Origin of the sequence: Halobacillus sp. B29, assembly GCF_052246755.1 — a bacterium.
GTDB classification, from domain to species: Bacteria; Bacillota; Bacilli; order Bacillales; family Halobacillaceae; genus Halobacillus; species Halobacillus halophilus.
The window spans coordinates 69886-90848 of sequence record NZ_JBQQCM010000007.1; the positions used below are offsets into that span (position 1 = coordinate 69886).

Sequence of the window (20963 nt, forward strand, 5' to 3'; positions counted from 1 at the left end):
GGTATTAGCTTCCAGCTGGAGCAAGTCGCTGGTCAAGCCGGTTTACGAGATTCATAAATCCGTGGATAGCTGGCCCGCTCAGAAGGGTGATAAGAATGGTCCCCACTCCAATGGCACCGCCAAAAAGAGCGGCAACTATGACCAACAGGATACTGATGAGTACTCGGGAAGTGGTAATAGTCCACCCTGTCAGCTTACGGACTACCAGCATCATCCGGTCAAAAGGATTTGGCGCGAAATCGGCTTGAAGGTTGATCGCAATACCTAAGCTTGCAAATAAAATACCAGTCAGTAAACAAAGAATTTGAGCTATAAGGTTTGGTGATAACATCAGGTCGTTTGACCGGATGATCCACAGCCATAGATCAATTCCAATACCGGTTAGAAGTGAGGTTGCAAGCGCCAATAGTTCAGGACGTTTCCGCTGTGCGGCTGCATTGAAAAGAATGATCGTTAGACCGACCACGATTTCCCAGCTGCCGATGGTTAAACCAAAAGACCTGTATAACCCCACAAGTAGTGCATCAAAGGGAGAGGTACCTAAATGTGATTCAATGGTCAGGGCAATGCCTAACGTTAAGAGAATAATTCCTAAAGAATAATATAAACCTCTTTGCCAGATTCGTAACATAGTCCCTCTCCCTTCTTAATATCCGATTTGATGTTTTGATGCTAGTCACTATAACGCTCAGAAGCTCAAGTTACAAGAGATTTGCACGTAAAAAAGGCCAGGAGGCATGCCTCCTGGCCTTTTCACTATTCTGATTAATTTTCTACGTGAGCCCATTTGAATTCAAATTCAGGACCGGTAGAGGTGGTGAATACCCCTTTAATGTTAGGTCTGAATAATTGAGCTTTAGCATCCTGATAGATTGGAGCAACGGCTTGATCTTCTTCGAGAAGCAGTTTCTCAGCTTCCATGAACGTTTCAAAACGTTTCTCCGGCTGCTGTGCATATTCTCCGTTGGCTTTTTCAATAAGAGAATCGTATTCTTCACTTGAATAGTTCATATTATTGTTTTGTCCGTCGGTCACATACATGTTCAAGTAGGTGTTAGGGTCTACATAGTCAGGACCCCAGGTAGCAGCTTCCATTTCAAATTCAGAAGCACTGTCACGACGTACACGTTCTTTAAATGGTACTTCCATAACATCAATCGTTAAGCCATCCAGCTTAGATTCCAATTGGTCTTTATAGTAGGCCAGAGTTTTCTTCGAAGTTCCGGTATCATCCCCGAGAAGCTCGATCGTTACAGAATCTGTTCCTAAAGCCTCAAGCGCTTTATTCCAGTGTTCTTTTGCTTTCTCTTCATTCGATTCTACAAGCGGTCCCTGGGCTTCACGGAAATCTGTTTCGCTTCCAGGCATAGAAACGAAGTTTGAAGGAACATAGCCTTCTGCAGGCACAGATCCATCATTTAATATCACATTGACTAGATCTTCACGGTTAATTGCATAGGAAATCGCTTTACGAGCATCGGCATTCGCCAAAGCTTCGTTTGCTTCCTGGTTAAATTTAAAGAAGTATAAGTATGGTTTCTTCACGACTTCAAATGCTTCGTTACTACGATACTGATCAACAAACTCAGCATTAAGTTCTGTCTGATCGATTTCTCCAGACTCATACAGGTTTACCCCTGTAGAAATCTCTTTAATGACTTTAGCGTTAATGGTTTCAAGTTGAACCGTTTCAGCATCCCAATAATCTTCGTTCTTCACAACTGTCCAGCCTTCACCATGATTCCATTCAGTCATCTTGAATGGACCGTTCGATAATGTATGTTCGGCTTCTGTAGCGAAATCTTCGCCTTTTTCTTCTACGTAACTTTGGTTAATTGGCATAAATGTAATAAATACAGTCATCGATTTGAAATAAGGTACAGGTTTTTCAAGTTCTACTTCTAATGTTTTATCATCTACTGCAGTGACGCCCAGTTCTTCTGGTTCCACTTCTCCATTACTGACGGCAGTAGCGTTTTTAATAATTCCTCCAAGGAAGTACGGTCCATACTCAGAACCTGTGTCCGGGTTAACAGCTCGTCTCCATGAATAGACGAAATCATTGGCTGTTACTTCGTCTCCGTTCGACCACTTAGCGTCACGAAGTTTGAATGTCCACGTAAGGCCATCATCGCTAACCGTTCCTTCTTCAGCCATTCCTTCTGTAAGGTTACTGTTTTCATCTAGGCGGTAAAGACCTTCCAGTGTTTCGCCGGCCCATTGGAATCCGACTGAATCGGTAATTAAGGAAGGATCCATGCTTGGGATTTCACTTTTAGCTGTTACGGTAATGGTTTGATCGCCCGAAGCATTCCCTTCTGAGCTTTCTTCTGTGTCATTTCCACCTTCACTAGACTCCGATGAGCTCTCTTCGCCTCCACCGCTGCATGCTGCTAATACAAAAATGAGCATAAGTGTGAAAAGCAACCAGATTTTGTGGTTTTTTCTCAAGTGTAACTCCCCCTAATTTTTCAAATATATGTACTTTTTGAATTATACAGATAATTATGAATTTTTTCAACGTAATTTTTTTGTAAAAACTGAGGAAAAAAGCATCATTACTGAAAATTCAAATTAGATTGACAACACTAATTCTTTTGATAGGATAAAGGAATATCATTTCTTTTTCTAATGAGCAAACGACTAATAATAGGAAAAGAGAATAGAATTTGATGAGAAGGGTGGTTCTAGAAATGAACCGGGAATGGGATTTGTTGCATACACCGGGTCCGACGCCGATTCCGCCAAGTGTCGATCGGGCCATGATCCAGCCAATGATTGGTCATAGAGGACAGAAATGTAAAGACTTAATAAACAGAATTACTCCGCGCCTAAAATCCATTTTTGGTACCTCTCAGGATGTGCTTCTGCTTACAGGAAGCGGCACGTCTGCCCTGGAAGCAGCTGTAGTGAATACCACGAAGCCGGGAGATGAAGTCATCGCTGTGGTTGCCGGTTCTTTCGGTGCGCGCTTTGCGCAGATCTGTGAGTCCTACGAGCTGAATGTCCATCGTATTGAATTGGAATGGGGAAATGCTGTTCAAGTTTCTCAGGTGGAAGAAGCGCTAAAGGCTCATCCTGAGACGAAGGCGGTTTTTCTCACTCATTGTGAAACGTCTACAGGGGTTATGCATCCCGTTGAAGAAGTAGCCAAAAGCGTTAATAAGATCAGTGATGCTCTAGTGCTTGTAGATGGTGTGTCATCTATTGGCGGAGCCCGTATTGAGATGGATCAGTCTGGAATCGATCTCTTAGTGACAGGATCTCAAAAAGCTATGATGCTCCCTGCAGGTCTTGCTTTTGCAGCAGTCAGTGATCGTGCCTGGGAGGTTATTAATGATAATGATCGACCACGTTTTTACTTAGATTTAAGAACCTATAAGAAAAAACTGGGTGACGGCCAGACACCTTTCACCCCGGCTTTATCTCTTTTATTTGGTTTAGAGGAAGTCTTGAATTTAATAGAAGAAGAAGGTCTGGACGAGGTGTTTGAGCGTCATCAGCTTATGAAAAACATGACGCGCGAGGCTTGTAAAGCTCTTAACCTTCCATTACTGGTGGACGATGAGAGTGCTTCTACAACCGTTACCTCTATTCAACCCGCTACTTTTAATGCAGAACAATTCAGAAAGCTTGCGAATGAAGAATTCGGACTGATGGTGGCTGGTGGACAGAACCATATGAAAGGTGAAATTTTCCGAATTGGCCATATGGGCTATTGCCGTCCGGCAAATGTTCTTCAGTATGTAAGCATTTTAGAAGTTATATTGAAACGATTGAACCATGATTTTAAACCTGGGGCTGGCGTTGTCGCCGCACAGGAAGTTTATCTCAATCACACCAGGGAGGGAAAATAATGTACCGCGTGTTAATCTGTGACCCTTTAAGTGAAGAAGGAATCCGTCCTTTACTGGATGCGGAGGATGTGGAAGCCATTGCAGATCCTTCTCTGAGCCATGAAGAGCTGCTTGAGGCCGTAAAGTCTGTGCAAGCTATTATTGTTAGAAGCCAGACACAAGTAACCAGAGAAGTGATTGAACATGCCGAAAACCTGCAGGTGATCGGACGTGCTGGCGTTGGCGTGGACAATATTGATCTCGATGCGGCAACAGAACATGGTGTCGTTGTGGTAAATGCTCCTGATGGAAATACCATTTCCACAGCAGAACATACGATGGCTATGCTGATGTCTCTCGCGCGTAATATTCCTCAAGCCTATCATCAATTACAGCAAAAACGATGGGAAAGAAAGAAATTCGTCGGGGTCGAGCTTAAAGATAAAACGCTCGGCGTGGTCGGTTTCGGAAGGATCGGAAGAGAAGTGGCTCAGCGCGCTAAAGGCCAGAGAATGAAAGTCATCGCCTATGATCCATTTCTTAATCAGGAAAAGGCTGATAAAGCCGGTGTAGATCACGGAACTCTACAGGAAGTACTGCAGCAGGCAGATTTCTTAACAGTTCATACACCTTTAATGGAAGAAACGAAGCATTTGATTGATCGTGAAGCCATTCAGCTTATGAAACCTGGTGCCAGGATTCTGAACTGCGCCCGCGGCGGGATTGTTGATGAAGATGCGCTTTATCAGGCTATTCAAAGTGGGAAAATTGCCGGAGCTGCGCTTGATGTGTTTGAAGAAGAGCCGGCAACCGAGCACCCTCTTCTTTCTCTTACAGAAGTCGTTGCTACCCCGCACCTGGGAGCAAGCACGGTAGAGGCTCAGGAAAATGTTGCGACCGATGTAAGTTACGACGTATTAGAGCAATTAAGAGGCGGAACGGTAAGAAACCCTGTTAATATGCCTTCCGTTTCTTCAGAAATGATGGAGCAGCTCTCTCCATATTTCAAGCTGTCTGAACGCCTGGGTGCTTTCTTGTCCCGAGTAGTGGAAGGGACGCTTGAGCGCGTAAGTGTGTATTATTCAGGAGAACTGACAGACGTGGATACCACCCCGCTTACCAGAATCGCGGTTAAAGGAATTCTGCGCCGACACATTGGGCAGCGTGTGAACGACGTAAATGCCTTTAAAACAGCTTCTGATAAGGGAATTATCATCAATGAGCAAAAGTCGACCTCAACCAAAGGGTTTACGAACTTGCTTACTGTTGAAATTGAAACGGATCAGGAGAAACGAAGCATCGCAGGTACTTTGTTAAATGGTCTTGGAGCCCGTATTGTCCAGCTGGATCAATACTCCATTGACGTGGTTCCAGATGGGAATCTAATTGTTATCCATCACAAAGACCAGCCTGGTGCCATCGGACGTGTAGGTAGTCTTTTATCCGAGCACAATATGAACATTGCTACCATGCAGGTAGGCAGAACCAACCAGGGCGGAGACGCTGTTATGGTTCTGACCGTGGACAAAGAAGTGGAGTCCGAGTGTCAGGATCGGCTGGGAGAAATCACGGATATTAATAAAGTTCAGTGCTTAACTCTATAAGGTAGAATCTATTCCCGGGGACCTGGTCTCTGGGAATTTTTTATTTAGATGTTGAGCGTTAATTAAGAAACTTATTAAACTAACGGGCCGTTTAGTTGAAGACTCAGTTTCGAGATATCTCGGGTCCGTTGCTGATATAGAGAGGGGCTGGCTACGGAAACAACTCGTCTTGTTCCATCACCCAGACACTCGAGACATAAGCCGCTCATCGACGGATTGAAAAACCGCAATCCTTTTGATGGTCGGCTTATGCTGGTCGTGTCTTTCGGGTGATTCCACATTTGAACACTTTCCTGCGGGGGAACTGGCAAGCCTCCTCAGTCGTTATCACTCCTTGTGGGGTCTCGCCTAGCTCCTTCTCCCGCGGGAGTCTCGTCGTTTCCTCTGCCACCCGATGATGGAATAGTGAATGGACCTTTCTAAAGGCAAATTCATCATCCTGAATTTGCCTTTAATGCCTCTACAGTAAGGATTATCCAACGAACACGCTCACTGTTATAGGTTTATCCCCACCATAATTTAGAGCGTTTCATACATGATTTCGAGCTCTCTGTATCGCAAGGTCCGGAGGGGGACGATGAAGACTCCTGTGGGATGAACATGATCGGTAAGATCCCGGAAGGCGAAGCCTGAGGAAGCTTACCACATGCCCACGGAAAGCGAAATCGTCCCCCGGAGGACCTTCCGCTCAACAAATGTCTCGAAACCAAGTCTTCCAGTAATGGGAGCTTTTCTGTTAGAACAGATTCTAGTCCTATAGAATCACAAAAAAGTTTAATTCGTCTTGTTTTTGGTAACAGAAGAGTAGCGAAACTCTCTATATAAGAGGAAGAGGAGGAGATGAATTGACCAAGAAATATGATGCTATTGTGATCGGTGCTGGACATAATGGACTAATCTCAGCTATCCAGCTGGCAGAAAAAGGGTGGAAAGTACTGGTCTTAGAAAAGTCATCGAAACCCGGAGGTGCATCTAAGTCCGGAGAAGTGACGGAGCCTGGTTATGTTCATGATTTATATGCGATGAATGTTGGTTTATTTTTAGGGTCGCAATTTTATCAGGAATACGAAGAAGAAATGCAGCGCTTTGGTTTTGAACCCGTAGTAAATGATAAGCCTTACGCCAGCGTCTTTCCTGATGATACAGGGATAGGAGCCTATCTGAATCGTAAGGAAATGTTCAAAAGCCTGGCCTATCATTCGACCAATGATACGTATGCCTGGAAGGACCTGAGCCAATATTACGATCAAACGACTCCTCACTTTATGCCGCTCATGCAGATGGAACTTCCCTCCTATGAAGCCTGGAAGCACGTAATGAAGTCCATGAAACAGCTTAAGTTAAATGGACTGATGGAACTGGGAAGCCACTTGCTGCAATCACCACGCGAATTTGTAGATCACTGGTTTGAAAGCGATAAAGTAAAAGCGATGGTAGCCCCTTGGGGACTTCATTTGGATTTTGGTCCTGATGTCTCTAACGGAGCGGTTTTTCCGTTCCTGGAATCCATTTTGAATCAGCGGAACGGCATGGCTTTTTCCAAAGGTGGCATCCAGACTATGATTGAGAGCATGGTCAAAATGCTTGAAATCCGGCTTGGTGAGATAAGGACGGAAGCATCCGTAGAACGAGTACTCGTCGAAAGTGGTCAGGCCTATGGAGTGGTCCTCGAAAATGGAGAGGAAATCATAGCCGAAAAGGCTGTTATAGGAAATGTAACACCTACCCAGATGGTGAACCGGCTGCTAGACGAAAACGAGGTTCCGGATCACTATTTTCAAGAAGCCGATAGTTACCGCTATGGACCGGCGACGATGATGATTCATCTCTCCCTGGACGAACCTCTTCAATGGAAAGCGGGAGAGAAATACTCAGAATTTGCTTACGTTCACATAGGTCCTTATGTGGAAGACTTAGCAAGAACTTACACGCAGGCTATGAATGGAGAGCTTCCTGACAGTCCCCTCCTAATCGTCGGACAGCCGGATGTTATGGACGATACCCGCTCCCCGGAAGGGAAATCGACGCTCTGGATTCAAGTAAGGGCCCTCCCTTCTCACGTGAAAAAAGACTCGCTGGGTGAAATTGAACCAGATGAGTGGACCAATATTAAAGAAGCTTATGCGGACCGGGTTATAGAAAAGCTGTCTGCCTATACGCATAACAGTAAGTCCGCCATTCGAAAAAGGACTGTACTCTCCCCCGCAGACCTGGAGGTTGATAACCCGAACCTTGTCGGTGGAGATAGTGTAAGTGGAAGTCATCACCTCTTCCAAAACTACGTATTCCGACCGGTTCCAGGCTATTCCCGTTACAAGACGCCTATTGATCGATTATATATGGTAGGAGCTGCAACCTGGCCTGGAGGTGGATTGAACGGAACCTCTGGGTGGCTGCTTGCTGATAAACTATAAGAAACGTGCCCTGGAAGAAATTCTTCCAGGGCTTTTTACGTGATGTGCTTGAAACCGCTTGTATGTACACCCTTTTTACAATTTAATTTCAATGCTTTGACTTTCAGCGGAAGACTTGTTAAATTAAATTCCGACCTAAACAATCAACATTAATAAGGAGGTCTGGTGTATGTCAGAGAAAAAAGCAACCCCATCGTCACCTCGAAGATTATTATTTCGGATATTAGATGGCATTGAGTGGCTCGGAAATAAGCTTCCGTCTCCACTTCTTCTGTTTGCAATATTAGCCCTTATTGTAGTTATTATATCGGGTATATTTTCTTCTGTGTCCGTGACGAACCCTACGTCAGGAGAAGTCATTCAAGTTAAAAACTTATTCAGCCTAAGCGGCCTGGATTATATTTTTAACAGTGCCGTTGAAAACTTTATAGGATTTCCGCCGCTTGGAGCCGTGCTCGTAACGATGCTCGGGATTGGTTTAGCGGAACAAACCGGATTAATTAATTCTTCATTAAAAGGAATTGTATTTTCTTTCCCGAACCGATTGCTTACAGCAGCTCTAGTATTCGCCGGTGTCATGTCCAGTGTAGCCGTCAATGCTGGGTATGTGGTCCTTCCACCACTCGGCGCTGTACTTTTTCTAGGACTAGGACGACACCCGCTAGCTGGTCTGGCGGCTGCGTTCGCAGGTGTATCAGGAGGATTTGGAGCCAATCTGGCCCTCACTTCCACTGATGCCGTGCTGCAGGAATTAACCGTTGAGGCCACACGAACGCTTGACCCTGCCTATGCGGAAACGATTACTGTAACCATGAACTACTTCTTTGCGGCAGTTTCTGTGCTGCTGGTAACGATCGTAGGTACGCTTGTGACAGATAAGATTGTCGAACCTCGATTAGGTCGTTATGAAGGTGGAGAAAACGGAGAGATCGACGAGCTTACCTCTCTTGAAAAAAGAGGGATGCGTCTGGCTGGTATAGGATTTCTGTTTACATTTCTCTTAATGGCCTATCTATCGTTTGGCCCGCTGCGCGGTGAGGGGGCTTACATCGATTCACCATTCTTTAATGCCCTGGTTTTCGTTATTTTCATTTTATTCCTTGTTCCAGGATTGATTTATGGAATTGTGGTAAAAGAGATTAAAAACGATAAAGATCTTACGAAGCTGTTAGGTAAAACAATGGCCAGCATGAGTGGATATATTGCCCTTGCTTTTACGGCCGGTCAATTTATTGCTTATTTCCGTGAAACGAATCTCGGAACTGTGATCGCTTTTAAAGGAGCGGATTTCTTAAATTCTACAGGATTTGATGGAATTGGTCTTATTCTGACGTTCCTTGGGTTGACTATGGTTGTGAACTTCTTTATTGGAAGTTCTTCAGCAAAATGGACGATCTTAGCCCCTGTGTTTGTCCCGATTATGATGAATCTTGGCTATTCTCCTGAGTTTACAACGCTGTTGTACCGGATTGCTGACTCAGTGACGAACATGATTACGCCGCTGCTTCTTTATTTCCCGGTAATTATAGCTTTTGCTCAGCGCTATGATAAGAAACTAGGTATTGGAACGTTAATTTCCATGATGATTCCTTACTCAGTCGCATTCCTGCTAGCTTGGCTGGTTATGCTGCTGGTTTGGGTACTGCTCGGTATTCCAGTAGGACCAGGAGCTCCTATCAGTTATTAATAGGATGACTTACGATTAACAAAGCAGACTTCCTTCAAGAGGAAGTCTGCTTTTTCATTGGCGCTTCAACATCGTAGGTAATTTCCATGATCAACTTAGTAAACTAACGAGCTGGTTAGTTGAAGACTCGATTTGGAGATATTGGATGGAGAATGGGGCTCCAGGGAACGGCTCGCTTTCCGTGGGCATGTGGTGAGCTTCCTCGGGCTTAACAGCCCTGCGGGATCTCACCGATCATGTACATCCCACAGGAGTCTTCGCCGTTCCCTTCCGCCCCTTTGCGATCATGGAGCGCTCGAAATCTCTGCATAATAGCCTTCCAATAAACAAGGATCATCTATAATCGACCCTAAATTTTAATGGTTTACGTGTAGGAACCATGTACTAGAAGCATTTTAGGCAGATACACTATGGCTCCTGTCTCCTATAGTAAGGGTCCATCCACTAGAGGTCGTTAGGGTGGCGGAGGAAACGACGAGACTCCCGCGGGAGAAGGAGCTAGGCGAGACCCCACAGGGAGTGAAACGACCGCGGAGGCTTGCCAGTTCCCCCGCAGGAAAGTGTTCAAATGTGGAATCACCCCGAAAGACACGACCAGCATAAGACGACCATCAAAAGGATTGTGGTTTTTCAATCCGTTGATGAGCGGCTTATGTCTCGAGTGTATGGGTGATGGAACAAGACGAGTTGTTTCCGTAGCCGCCCACCCCTTTTTTGGCAAAGGACCCGATTTATCTCGAAATCAAGTTTTCAACAAACGGGAGCTTATCTGAAAGAAGCAATATCGATTTTGATAGTAGTTAATGGGCCACCACTCCTGATAAAAAAAGAGCCGGTTTCTCCGGCTCTTTTTAATTTTCCTATTTATTTAAGAGGGTGGACGGAAGCCTCGCGGTTCGTAAATACGTGGACTTGCTCATATCCAGCAGATTTTGCAAGCTCCACGGCTTCTTCATATCGGTGCCCTACATGATCCGGTTTATGAGCATCCGAACAGAGAACGATTCCAACACCAGCATCTTTACAAATTTGCAGCAATTCAGGATCCGGGTACATTTCTCCGACCGGCTTTCTGAGACCAGCCGTACTGATTTCAATACATGTACCTGTAGAAGCCAGTGCTTCAGCTGCTCGTTTATACTGTTCACGAAGGAATTCCTGGTCGTCAGGACGGTAGCCAAACACTTTAATGACATCAATGTGACCGACAAAATCAAATAAGCCGGACTCTGCAAGCGTAACGACGCGGTCGAAGTATTGGCGGTAGACTTCATAGAGATCCCTTTTCTCATACTCATCACGGAAAGTAGCAAGGTCAATCCCCCACTCTCATCAATCCAGTGTACGGAGCCAATAACATAGTCAAAAGGACGCTCAGAAATAAAAGCTTCCATTTCTTTTTCTTTGCCGGGCATATAATCCATTTCAATGCCCATTTTGATCGTCAGACCTTCCTTTTCAGCCTGGTCAAACATATTCTGATAAGTACTGAAATCGAGAGTTCGGCGGTTTTCCACCCACGGATTAGAGAGGATCGGTCTCGTCTCTTGAAAAAAGTAGGCGTGTTCGGAAATGCCCAGCTCTTGTATTCCTTCTTCTTTCGCTTTTTCGATGTAAGTTTTTAAATAATCGACCTCAAGGTTACCGGTTTCGGCCATGTGTACATGATAGTCAGTCCGCATGATCATCCTCCTAAAATTCGCAATATTACATTTAATCATATCAGACAACAGACATTTCTACCAAAATCGTCAATTTCTATAAGAAGAATGAGAAGAATAGGAAAAACGATATATGTTAAAATAGATAAGCTAGTAGTTGGATGATAGAAATAGAGGTGTTTATGGAAATGAATGACACAAAAAGAATTACGGAAGGGGCTTTAATGACAGGCGTTTATCTGCTATTGTTATTGGTAATTATTTTCATGCCAATCTGGCTTGGACCTGTCCTGTTATTTACGCTTCCCGTTCCTTTCATATTTTACAGCTATCGACATAATTGGAAAGCAGGAGCTTTAATGTTCATAGCTGCCTTATTGTTTACCCTGCTATTTGGTCCGGTTTTTTCGATGTTCACTTTATTAGCTGGGGTGGGCGGAGTCTTCTTAGGCGGAGCTCTGCATAATAAACAATCTTCCTTGGAGGCATGGGCTGCCGGGTCAGTCGGCTTCAGTATCGGCACAGCCGGTATTTATCTGGCTTCTCAGTTATTGTTCGGTGTGAACTGGGGGGAGCAGATCAGAAACAGTCTGAATGATGCTTTAGCCAGAACAGATAATATGCTTTCTAATATGCTCGGGGGCGAGAATACGGAGGAGCAATTAGGAGCGGTAGAAGAGCTGGTTGAATTTTTACCGGATATTATTCCGAGCATCCTTGTTATGACAGGGATTGTGTTTGCTTTTGTGAGTCAGTGGCTTGCGTATAAGGTGATTAATCGAGTGGAGCAAAAGCAATTCCGTTTTCCTCCTTTTAAAGAATTTAAGCTGCCGACCGCGGTTTTATGGTATTACTTTTTTGCATTGATTTTGACGTATATTCCTACGGAAGAAGAAGGAATGCTCTATTTAGGAGCGATCAACGTATTCACGTTAGCTGGCGGCCTTCTAGTACTGCAAGGTTTTTCTTTTATCTTTTATTATGCAGAAGTAAAGAAGTGGTCAAAGGCCATACCGGTAATAATTGTAGTTATTTGCCTTTTACTTCCACAAATACTACTGTATCTTGTGCGAATCTTAGGTATAATTGATATAGGATTTTCCTTGAGAGAACGGATACAAGGAAAGAAATGACGAGCTCGTATAAGATGGTAGGAGCTGAATGGAATGCCTAACTTTTTTAAAAAGCCAACTATGAGCGGACATTTATGGATCATTTATGTGATTTCCTTATTCCTGCTTGCCTTTATTTGGTATTATCAGTGGACGCTTGGGATGATGATGACGCTGTTTTTAGCAGCCTCGATCTTCTACAGTGTCCGAACTGAGCAGAACATGATTAACGAAACGGAAGAATATATATCGACTCTTTCCTACCGGGTGAAAAAAGTAGGGGAAGAGGCGCTGCTTGAGATGCCTATCGGAATTATTTTATTTAGTGAAAACTATAAAATTGAATGGGCTAACCCTTACATGAATAGGTTTACAAAGGATGACACCATCGTAGGTAAATCTCTTAAGCAATTATCTGACCAGTTAATTGCACCTATTAAAGAAGATGAGAGCGAAGTCTGGATTACAGTAGGGGACTACAAACTTCAGACGATTATTAAAAAAGATGAGCGGTTACTCTATTTATTTGATCGTACGAAACAAACGGAGATTCATAATCTCTATAAAAACGAACAAACTGTTCTGGCCATTATATTCCTGGATAATTATGAAGAAATTACGCAGGGAATGGATGATACGGCCAAGAGTCATATAAACTCCCAAGTTACCTCTATTTTAAATAGATGGGCTGGGAATTATGGAATCTACTTGAAGCGTACGTCTCAAGAACGCTTTGTGGCGGTCATGAACCAGGAAATCCTGAAAAAATTAGAAAAAGCTAAATTCGAAATCCTTGATGATGTCCGTGAGCTGATCACAGATCAGAACGTGCCTCTTACGCTTAGTTTTGGTATCGGCGTTGGTCCAATCAGTCTTCCGGAGCTGGGAGAACTATCTCAGTCCAGCCTGGATCTTGCTCTCGGGCGCGGCGGTGATCAGGTTGCGATCAAGGATGATACAGGAAAAGTACGGTTCTATGGCGGTAAGACGAATCCAATGGAAAAAAGGACGCGTGTTCGTGCCCGTGTTATTTCCCACGCAATGAAAGAATTGGTCCAGGAAAGTGAAAAAGTTCTGATTATGGGGCATAAATCACCGGATATGGACTCGGTCGGGGCTTCCATCGGGATTCTGAAAATTGCTCAGGCCAATGATAAACAGGCAGCCATTGTTCTTGACCCAAATGATATTGATACAGGCGTTCAGCGTATGATCGAAGAAATTGAGCAGGATGAAGAGCTATGGCAGTACTTTATCCCGCCGGAAGATGCTCTGGAAATGGTGACGAATAACTCCTTGCTGGTAGTCGTGGATACGCATAAGCCTTCCTTAGTCATGGAAGAGAAACTACTTTCCAAAACCGAGCATGTGGTCGTAATTGACCACCACCGCCGGGCAGAAGAGTTTATCTCTGATCCTACACTTGTCTATATGGAACCATATGCTTCTTCGACAGCGGAATTAGTAACGGAATTGCTGGAATACCAGCCTAAGAAACTTAAGCTTTCGATGCTTGAATCCACTGCTCTGCTTGCAGGGATTATTGTCGATACGAAGAGCTTCACGCTGCGGACCGGATCACGGACATTTGATGCTGCTTCTTATTTGAGATCAAAAGGAGCTGACACGGTCCAGGTTCAGAAGTTTATGAAAGAAGATCTGGATGTTTATATCCGAAGAAGTAAGTTAATTGAGCGAGCGGAAGTGTACCGGGACGGCGTAGCCATATCAACCGGGAATAAAGGGGAAACCTATGGCCCCGTCATTATTGCACAAGCTGCCGATACACTCCTCACGATGAGTGGGGTTGTCGCATCCTTCGTTATATCTGAGCGTAAGGATGGGCGTATTGGAATCAGTGCCCGTTCTCTAGGCGATATTAACGTTCAGGTTCTTATGGAACGAATGAATGGAGGCGGCCACTTAACGAACGCCGCTACTCAGCTTGAAGACACAACGATTGAAGATGCGAGAGCATTATTGCAAGATATAATTGACGAGTATTTTGAAGGGGGAGACACAGAATGAAGGTAATTTTTAATCAAGATGTAAAAGGTAAAGGTAAAAAAGGCGAAATCAAGGACGTATCTGATGGGTATGCCCGCAACTATCTTCTTAAAAATAACTTAGCGGTTGAAGCGACTAAAGGGAACGTCCAGGCTCAGAAAGCGATTGATGCCAAGCAGGAGCAGAAAGCCCAGGAGGAAATCGATGAAGCCGAAAAGCTGAAAGAAACCTTAAAAGATATGGAAGTCAAACTAACGGCTAAGTCCGGCGATAATGGTCGTCTGTTCGGCTCTATTACAAGCAAACAAATTGCCGAAGAATTGAAGAAAGCTCATAATATCAAAATCGACAAACGAAAAATCGAACTGGATGATCCGATCCGTAACCTTGGTTACACGAATGTACCGGTAAAGCTTCACCCTGAAGTAACGGGTACGATTCGTGTTCACATCGAAGAAAAATAAACGACCTGATTATGATCTGAATTTTCGTTTATGAAGCATCTATTATGAGCGCCTGGCCTTTTAACCCTCAGCACGATTGGAACATGTGTGTGAAGCAGTGAAGGGTCGGGTGCTTATATTTTGTTTTGAACCAACCAGAGGAGGAACAGCTAGTGAGTGAAGTATGGAATGACCGCACGCCGCCCCATAATATTGAAGCTGAACAGGCGGTACTGGGTGCGGTCTTTTTAGAACCTGAAGCCATGTCCACTGCCTCAGAATATTTGCTGCCCGAAGACTTCTACCGTGCCAGTCATCAGCGGATTTTTGAAGTCATGATGACGCTGGCTGATAAAGGAGAACCCATTGACCTGGTGACGGTGACTTCGGCTTTATCTAATAATAAAGTTCTTGAAGAAGTGGGTGGAGTCTCTTATCTTACCGATGTAGCAAACTCTGTACCCACGGCAGCCAATATTACGTACTATACGAAGATTGTCAGCGAGAAATCAACGTTAAGAAGTTTGATCAGGACAGCCACGAACATCGTAACTACCGGATATTCGGAAGAAGAAGATTTAGAGGATGTCCTGAATTCAGCTGAAAAAGATATTCTGGAAGTTTCCCAGCGAAAAAACTCCAGTGCTTTTAAAAGTATTAAAGACGTACTAATCGATGTTTACGATAATATCGAACAGCTTCACAATCAAGAAGGCGGCGTAACCGGAATTCCGACTGGTTATCGTGATCTTGACAATATCACCTCCGGTTTTCAGCGAAATGACCTGATCATCATCGCAGCCCGTCCTTCTATGGGTAAGACAGCCTTTGCTTTGAATATTGCTCAGAATGTGGCTGTTCATACAGAAGAAAATGTGGCCATCTTCAGTTTGGAGATGGGAGCGGATCAGCTGGTTTCCCGTATGCTTTGCGCGGAAGGGAACATTGATGCGCAGCGGCTTCGTACAGGCCACATGGAAGCAGAAGACTGGAATAAGCTGACCATGGCGATGGGGAGTTTATCGAATGCCGGAATTTATATTGATGATACACCTGGTATCCGTGTGAGTGAAATTCGCTCTAAATGCCGACGATTAAAGCAAGAACACGGTCTTGGTATGATCCTTATCGATTATCTTCAATTAATTCAGGGAAGCGCTAATTCCAAGGAAAACCGACAGCAGGAGGTTTCTGAGATCTCACGTTCCTTGAAGGGGCTCGCGCGTGAGCTTAACGTTCCTCTTATTGCCTTATCACAGCTGTCACGTGGCGTAGAATCCCGTCAGGACAAACGTCCAATGATGTCCGACCTGCGTGAATCAGGGTCGATCGAGCAGGATGCCGATATCGTTGGCTTCTTATACCGTGATGATTATTACGACCAGGAATCGGAGAACCAGAACATTATTGAAATTATTATTTCCAAACAAAGGAATGGCCCGGTCGGTAACGTCGAACTTGCCTTCGTGAAAGAGTATAACAAGTTCGTAGATTTGGACCACCGCTATAGCGAAGCAGACATTCCTCCGGCCTAATTCTTATCATGTAAAAAACCCCCGCCAGAAGCTGATCATCAGCTCCCGGCGGGGGTTTTTGTCTGACTGATATTTCCACCTCAGGTCATCCATATATTGGGATTGATTATTTTAGCCAATGATAGATGGCCTGGGCTACACCGTGGCTGTCGTTGTGGGCGGTTATAAAATCACTGGCTTCTTTTACTACGTCTTTCGCATTTGCCATGGCCGCACTGTGACCGGCCGTATGAAGCATGGAAAGGTCATTGGGGCTGTCTCCAATCGCAGCGGTTTCGCTGATTGAAAGGTCCAGATGGGCGGCTAGCTTTTGCAGGGCGAGCCCTTTAGACGCATCTTTATGCTCAAACTCAAAGTTATGGTTGGCTGAACTGACAAGGGTAAGATCGGGGTTCGATTCAAATGTGCGCCAGCCTTTGTCTAGCTTTTCCTGTTCAAATGAAAAGGCCAGGATATTATACACAGGCGATCCCGACTCTGTAATATCCTTGTATGAATCAACATGATAAAATCCGGTCTGGCTGAATTGCTTTTCAAGGGCTTGTTCAAGCTCTTCTAAATCAGCCTCGGGATTGGCACTCTTGATGCGATCCATTTCTATTTGTAAGAGCCTGTGTCCATTTTGAGGGGTTAAGATGGAAGAATCACTGAATACTTCGTAATAGTATTGTTCCTGTTCCAGCCAGCTTAATATGGCGTCCGCGTCTTTTTCTTCGATTGGTACAGAATCGAACAGCGTGCCGTTCGGGCGGTGAATAGTAGCTCCGTTCGCCCCAATGACCCAGGTGGTGAGGTCCGTATGAGCAAATACCTCCCGGACATCGAACTCAGCCCGTCCAGTAGCAACCACAACTTCAACTCCTTGCTGCTGGGCGTATTTTATAGCCTTTATATTCTCCTCGCTAATTGTGTGGCTGCTGTTTAGCAGGGTACCGTCTAAATCAATCGCAATTAACTCCATATGTCTTTCTCCTCCTCTGTTACAAGTAATTCTACGTGATTAATTTCAAGCAGTTCGCGGAAATTCTGGGCAGGTGTGCGATCCGTAATCATAGCGTCAATATCTTCTAATGTAGCGAACTGAAAGAATTCCGTTACTCCCATCTTAGTGTGGTCGGCAAGCACAATTACCTCTCTCGCCTGTTCCATCATCTTGCGCTTCACCATGCCATCCTCTTCATGACCAATGGTCAAGCCTTGCTCTGATATACCTACTACACCTATAAATGCCTTATCGACGTGATACTGGTTTAGTTTTTCGATGGTAGATGTTCCGTACAGAAAACCATGTTCTTTATGAAGCTGCCCGCCAAGAAGATGAATTCTGAGATGATCTTTACCTGACAGAATTTCAGCCTGGTGAATGGAATTCGTGATGACGGTCATTTCCGTGTTTTCCAGTTCTCCCGCACATGCCTGCACAGTGGTAGAAGTATCAAGAATGACGGTATCACCTGGTTCCAGGAGAGATGCGGCACGTTTTCCAATTTCTCTTTTTTCACTAGATACGCTGTGGAGACGGTGCCGATAATTTTTAATTTCAGGGCTGGTTCCAGGTGAGATCGCTCCACCTCTGGTGCGGACAATCGCTTTTTTATTTTCTAATTTAACAAGGTCTCTTCTTGCGGTATCTCTGGATACATTAAATAACTCACAAATTTGATCCACGGAAATCCGCCGATTTTCGTCTATGTAATCCACGATTTCCACCAATCGCTCTTCCTGATACATCGATTCCCTCCCTGTACGTATTATATAAGTCATCATAAGTCAGGAAGGATAATATTTCAATCCTTATAAGTAAATGTAAGCATTTATAATGAAATACGGTTTGTGATAACCGAACTATTAAATGGATTATTTGGTTTATTGTTCGGGAATTGCGTTGACTTGCAAGGATATCATTGGTAAACTGACGGTGGAAATAATATAAAACAAATTTTTGGCGGAGGTGCCTTATGTCGTCAGTAGTTGTAGTCGGAACCCAATGGGGAGACGAAGGAAAAGGCAAGATAACCGATTTTCTATCACAAAATGCCGAGGTTGTTGCACGTTATCAAGGTGGAAACAATGCCGGGCATACAATCAAATTTGATGGCGTTACTTATAAATTACATTTAATACCTTCTGGAATCTTTTTTAATGATAAAACTTGTGTGCTGGGCAATGGAATGGTCATTGATCCTAAAGCGCTGCTTGAGGAACTGAAATACTTACATGATAAAGGAGTATCTACAGAAAACCTACGAATCAGCAACCGCGCGCACGTCATTCTTCCTTACCACTTGAAGCTCGATACCCTGCAGGAAGAGCAAAAAGGTGCGAATAAGATTGGCACCACGAAAAAAGGAATCGGACCGGCCTATATGGACAAAGCCGCACGTATGGGCATTCGTATAGCTGATCTGATGGATAAGGAAAGCTTTAAAGAAAAGCTGGAACAGAACGTGGAAGAAAAGAATCGTTTGTTTGAAAAAGTTTATGAAACGAAACCGTTTACGGTCGAGGAAATCCTCGAAGAATACTATGAATACGGACAGCAAATCGAAAAATATGTCTGCGATACCTCTGTTGTGTTGAATGACAGCCTGGATGAAGGCCGCCGCATTCTATTTGAAGGGGCTCAGGGAGTTATGCTTGATATCGATCAAGGAACCTATCCTTTCGTTACCTCTTCCAACCCAATTGCCGGTGGAGTCACGATTGGTTCCGGTGTCGGCCCGTCTAAGATCAAGCATGTAGTCGGGGTGTCTAAAGCTTATACGACCCGCGTAGGAGACGGTCCTTTTCCAACCGAACTGGATAATGAGACGGGTGATCAGATTCGTGAAGTCGGGAAAGAATACGGCACCACGACAGGAAGACCCCGCCGTGTCGGCTGGTTTGACAGCGTAGTGGTCCGCCATGCCCGCCGTGTGAGTGGTATTACAGACCTTTCCCTTAATTCTGTCGACGTATTAACGGGTATTGAGACGTTGAAAATTTGTACTGCTTATAGGTATAGAGGAGAAATTATGGAAGAATTCCCGGCAAGCTTAAAAGTTCTCGCTGAATGTGAACCGGTATATGAAGAGCTGCCGGGCTGGACAGAAGATATTACCGATGCCAAAACATTGAGTGATCTTCCAGTCAATGCACGCAATTACATCGAACGAGTTTCACAGCTTACGGGGATCCCTCTTTCTGTATTTTCTGTAGGACCGGATCGTAACCAGACCAATGTTGTACGGAGTGTTTACAGCGAATAAATGGAGTTAATACGCCTGACTTGGCTAAGTCAGGCGTATTTTGCTTATGATAAGAAGAGAAGGAGAGTGTTTCACGTGAAACAAATATGTGTATTTGCGGGTTCAAGTGCCGGGCACAACCCAGCGTATACGGAAGAAGCCAAGAAACTCGGAAAAGCCTTTGCTGAAAAAAATATTGAGCTGGTGTACGGTGGAGCAAAAAGCGGATTAATGGGTGTACTTGCCGACAGCATACTTCAGCAGGGAGGAAAGGTCACGGGAGTCATGCCTACCGAGTTATTTGACCGTGAAATCGTCCACACGGAACTAAGCAGCTTTATTGAGGTGGACACGATGCATGAGCGAAAAGCAAAGATGAGTGAACTTGCGGACGGGTATATTGCACTCCCCGGCGGTTTTGGAACGTTTGAAGAATTATTTGAGACCGTGAGCTGGGCTCAAATAGGGCTGCACAAAAAACCAGTGGCTTTGTTCAATATTGAAGAGTACTATACCCCTTTAAAACGACTAATTGAGCATGCTATTGAGGCAGGATTTGTTCCTGAAAGCAATCGGAGCATCCTTGTAGATTCCTCTGACCCGTATGAACTGTTAGACAAGCTGAATACCTATCCTTCGAGCGATCAATAAAAAAAAGACCAGCGATGGTCTTTTTTTACACATTAATGGTTTTGACAAATGAAATTCCCAGATAGCGGTACGTCACATTGATCCGTTCAATCGGGGTGTCTTCTGTTATGCTTAAACCGTAGATCCTGGCAGGATTTTCAGAACCCGCTTTTGCCTGCTTGGAGAATGGTATAGGAGCGCTTTTTGGTTCGAGTGCAATCGTCTCGTAGTCTTTCATTCCGTATTCTTCCTCATAAGGCTGATAAGTATCTGTGATGATAAAACCTTTCGTAGAGTTACTGACCTGCATGCGCACCTTCGCAGGCGCCTGATTTGCATTTATCGAAACGTCGGTAATGTGGATGTTCCCTAATAAATGTTTGTTTCCGAGGGCCACAATAACAGATAGCTTGTCAGTTGTCGTTCCAATCGAACCCTGCGTCAGGGGCGGATTCAATTTTAAATAGCCGAGCACGGTAATCAATAAAATAATAAGTACAAAAGAAATAGCCCGTAATGTTTTCTTCAAAAGGATCCCTCCTTCCTAAAAAGTAGTCTTGTAAAGATTATATGTGAGCTTGCATGGATGATATGAAAAGCGAAATACGTCCGGTACGAAAAAATAGTATTGCGCACGATATATGCATGTGATATGATGTTAAACGTCGCAGTAAGAAAGCCGTCATGGTCCGGTAGTTCAGTTGGTTAGAATGCCTGCCTGTCACGCAGGAGGTCGCGGGTTCGAGTCCCGTCCGGACCGCCATTGCTATTATAACATGTACAAAGTTAGAAATTTAACGAATATAC

15 protein-coding genes, 1 tRNA gene and 1 pseudogene are annotated in these 20963 nt (G+C 44.4%); 11 read left to right on the plus strand and 6 right to left on the minus strand.

Translation table 11 applies throughout. The annotated features are described in order from the left end of the window. Positions 1 to 4: 4 nt before the first annotated feature. A complete protein-coding gene (locus ACTWP7_RS10615; protein ID WP_443123150.1) occupies positions 5 to 631 on the minus strand; it encodes a YczE/YyaS/YitT family protein in 627 nt (208 codons plus the stop codon). A gap of 134 nt (positions 632 to 765) precedes the next feature. Further along, the gene (locus tag ACTWP7_RS10620) at positions 766 to 2451 is read right to left on the minus strand and encodes a peptide ABC transporter substrate-binding protein (RefSeq protein WP_443123151.1); all 1686 of its coding nucleotides are present in this window, start codon (positions 2449 to 2451) and stop codon (positions 766 to 768) included. 242 nt (positions 2452 to 2693) lie between these two features. Between ACTWP7_RS10620 and ACTWP7_RS10625 the strand changes: the two genes are divergently transcribed. The 4 genes from ACTWP7_RS10625 (at position 2694) to ACTWP7_RS10640 (ending at position 9541) form a co-directional block, all read left to right on the plus strand. Continuing rightward, positions 2694 to 3857: a pyridoxal-phosphate-dependent aminotransferase family protein gene (locus tag ACTWP7_RS10625; protein WP_443123152.1), complete on the plus strand. Its 1164-nt coding sequence runs from the start codon at positions 2694 to 2696 to the stop codon at positions 3855 to 3857. After that, positions 3857 to 5440 carry a phosphoglycerate dehydrogenase gene (serA, locus tag ACTWP7_RS10630; protein ID WP_443123153.1) on the plus strand — a complete coding sequence of 528 codons (1584 nt, stop codon included), beginning with the start codon at positions 3857 to 3859 and terminating at the stop codon, positions 5438 to 5440. The genes ACTWP7_RS10625 and serA overlap by 1 nt, the downstream gene beginning before the upstream one ends. A gap of 845 nt (positions 5441 to 6285) precedes the next feature. Then, a complete protein-coding gene (locus ACTWP7_RS10635; protein ID WP_443123154.1) occupies positions 6286 to 7854 on the plus strand; it encodes a phytoene desaturase family protein in 1569 nt (522 codons plus the stop codon). A gap of 169 nt (positions 7855 to 8023) precedes the next feature. Continuing rightward, positions 8024 to 9541 carry an AbgT family transporter gene (locus ACTWP7_RS10640; RefSeq protein WP_443123155.1) on the plus strand — a complete coding sequence of 506 codons (1518 nt, stop codon included), beginning with the start codon at positions 8024 to 8026 and terminating at the stop codon, positions 9539 to 9541. Positions 9542 to 10405: 864 nt separating this feature from the next. Here the strand turns inward: ACTWP7_RS10640 and ACTWP7_RS10645 are convergent. Beyond that, a pseudogene (locus tag ACTWP7_RS10645) lies at positions 10406 to 11223 on the minus strand (histidinol-phosphatase). Between the two features lie 167 nt (positions 11224 to 11390). On the opposite strand from ACTWP7_RS10645, the gene ACTWP7_RS10650 reads away from it, so the two are divergent. The 4 genes from ACTWP7_RS10650 to dnaB all read left to right on the plus strand — a co-directional run bounded on the left by ACTWP7_RS10650 (position 11391) and on the right by dnaB (position 16299). Beyond that, complete coding sequence (locus ACTWP7_RS10650) at positions 11391 to 12335, plus strand: YybS family protein (protein WP_443123156.1); 945 nt, start codon at positions 11391 to 11393, stop codon at positions 12333 to 12335. A gap of 33 nt (positions 12336 to 12368) precedes the next feature. Further along, the gene (locus tag ACTWP7_RS10655; RefSeq protein WP_443123157.1) at positions 12369 to 14342 is read left to right on the plus strand and encodes a DHH family phosphoesterase; all 1974 of its coding nucleotides are present in this window, start codon (positions 12369 to 12371) and stop codon (positions 14340 to 14342) included. Then, positions 14339 to 14785 (plus strand): 50S ribosomal protein L9, encoded by a 447-nt coding sequence (rplI, locus tag ACTWP7_RS10660; RefSeq protein ID WP_089750437.1) that lies wholly within the window; start codon positions 14339 to 14341, stop codon positions 14783 to 14785. Before ACTWP7_RS10655 ends, rplI begins: the two co-directional genes overlap by 4 nt. Before the next feature lie 152 nt (positions 14786 to 14937). Continuing rightward, positions 14938 to 16299, plus strand: coding sequence for a replicative DNA helicase (gene dnaB, locus ACTWP7_RS10665; protein ID WP_014645346.1), 1362 nt, complete (start codon positions 14938 to 14940; stop codon positions 16297 to 16299). 106 nt (positions 16300 to 16405) lie between these two features. Here the strand turns inward: dnaB and ACTWP7_RS10670 are convergent, their stop codons facing one another. Together ACTWP7_RS10670 and ACTWP7_RS10675 are read right to left on the minus strand one after the other, a co-directional pair. Then, the gene (locus tag ACTWP7_RS10670; RefSeq protein WP_443123158.1) at positions 16406 to 17260 is read right to left on the minus strand and encodes a Cof-type HAD-IIB family hydrolase; all 855 of its coding nucleotides are present in this window, start codon (positions 17258 to 17260) and stop codon (positions 16406 to 16408) included. Continuing rightward, positions 17251 to 18030, minus strand: coding sequence for a DeoR/GlpR family DNA-binding transcription regulator (locus ACTWP7_RS10675; protein ID WP_443123271.1), 780 nt, complete (start codon positions 18028 to 18030; stop codon positions 17251 to 17253). The genes ACTWP7_RS10670 and ACTWP7_RS10675 overlap by 10 nt, the downstream gene beginning before the upstream one ends. 227 nt (positions 18031 to 18257) lie before the next feature. Here ACTWP7_RS10675 and ACTWP7_RS10680 point away from each other — a divergent pair, with 227 nt between their 5' ends. Beyond that, a complete protein-coding gene (locus ACTWP7_RS10680) occupies positions 18258 to 19547 on the plus strand; it encodes an adenylosuccinate synthase (RefSeq protein WP_014645342.1) in 1290 nt (429 codons plus the stop codon). 75 nt (positions 19548 to 19622) lie between these two features. Continuing rightward, positions 19623 to 20177, plus strand: a complete 555-nt coding sequence (locus tag ACTWP7_RS10685; protein ID WP_443123159.1) for a TIGR00730 family Rossman fold protein — start codon at positions 19623 to 19625, stop codon at positions 20175 to 20177. Positions 20178 to 20202: 25 nt separating this feature from the next. Here ACTWP7_RS10685 and ACTWP7_RS10690 read toward each other — a convergent pair whose 3' ends face one another. After that, a complete protein-coding gene (locus tag ACTWP7_RS10690; RefSeq protein WP_443123160.1) occupies positions 20203 to 20685 on the minus strand; it encodes a hypothetical protein in 483 nt (160 codons plus the stop codon). A 157-nt stretch (positions 20686 to 20842) separates the two neighbouring features. Here ACTWP7_RS10690 and ACTWP7_RS10695 point away from each other — a divergent pair. Beyond that, a tRNA-Asp gene (locus ACTWP7_RS10695) sits at positions 20843 to 20919 on the plus strand. Positions 20920 to 20963: the final 44 nt, after the last annotated feature.

Coding starts and splice junctions, on each gene's coding strand:
- ACTWP7_RS10615 (WP_443123150.1), bottom strand. CDS start 631: ATGTTACGAATCTGGCAAAGAGGTTTATATTATTCTTTAGGAATTATT.
- ACTWP7_RS10625 (WP_443123152.1), top strand. CDS start 2,694: ATGAACCGGGAATGGGATTTGTTGCATACACCGGGTCCGACGCCGATT.
- serA (WP_443123153.1), top strand. CDS start 3,857: ATGTACCGCGTGTTAATCTGTGACCCTTTAAGTGAAGAAGGAATCCGT.
- ACTWP7_RS10640 (WP_443123155.1), top strand. CDS start 8,024: ATGTCAGAGAAAAAAGCAACCCCATCGTCACCTCGAAGATTATTATTT.
- ACTWP7_RS10650 (WP_443123156.1), top strand. CDS start 11,391: ATGAATGACACAAAAAGAATTACGGAAGGGGCTTTAATGACAGGCGTT.
- ACTWP7_RS10655 (WP_443123157.1), top strand. CDS start 12,369: ATGCCTAACTTTTTTAAAAAGCCAACTATGAGCGGACATTTATGGATC.
- rplI (WP_089750437.1), top strand. CDS start 14,339: ATGAAGGTAATTTTTAATCAAGATGTAAAAGGTAAAGGTAAAAAAGGC.
- ACTWP7_RS10670 (WP_443123158.1), bottom strand. CDS start 17,260: ATGGAGTTAATTGCGATTGATTTAGACGGTACCCTGCTAAACAGCAGC.
- ACTWP7_RS10675 (WP_443123271.1), bottom strand. CDS start 18,030: ATGTATCAGGAAGAGCGATTGGTGGAAATCGTGGATTACATAGACGAA.
- ACTWP7_RS10680 (WP_014645342.1), top strand. CDS start 18,258: ATGTCGTCAGTAGTTGTAGTCGGAACCCAATGGGGAGACGAAGGAAAA.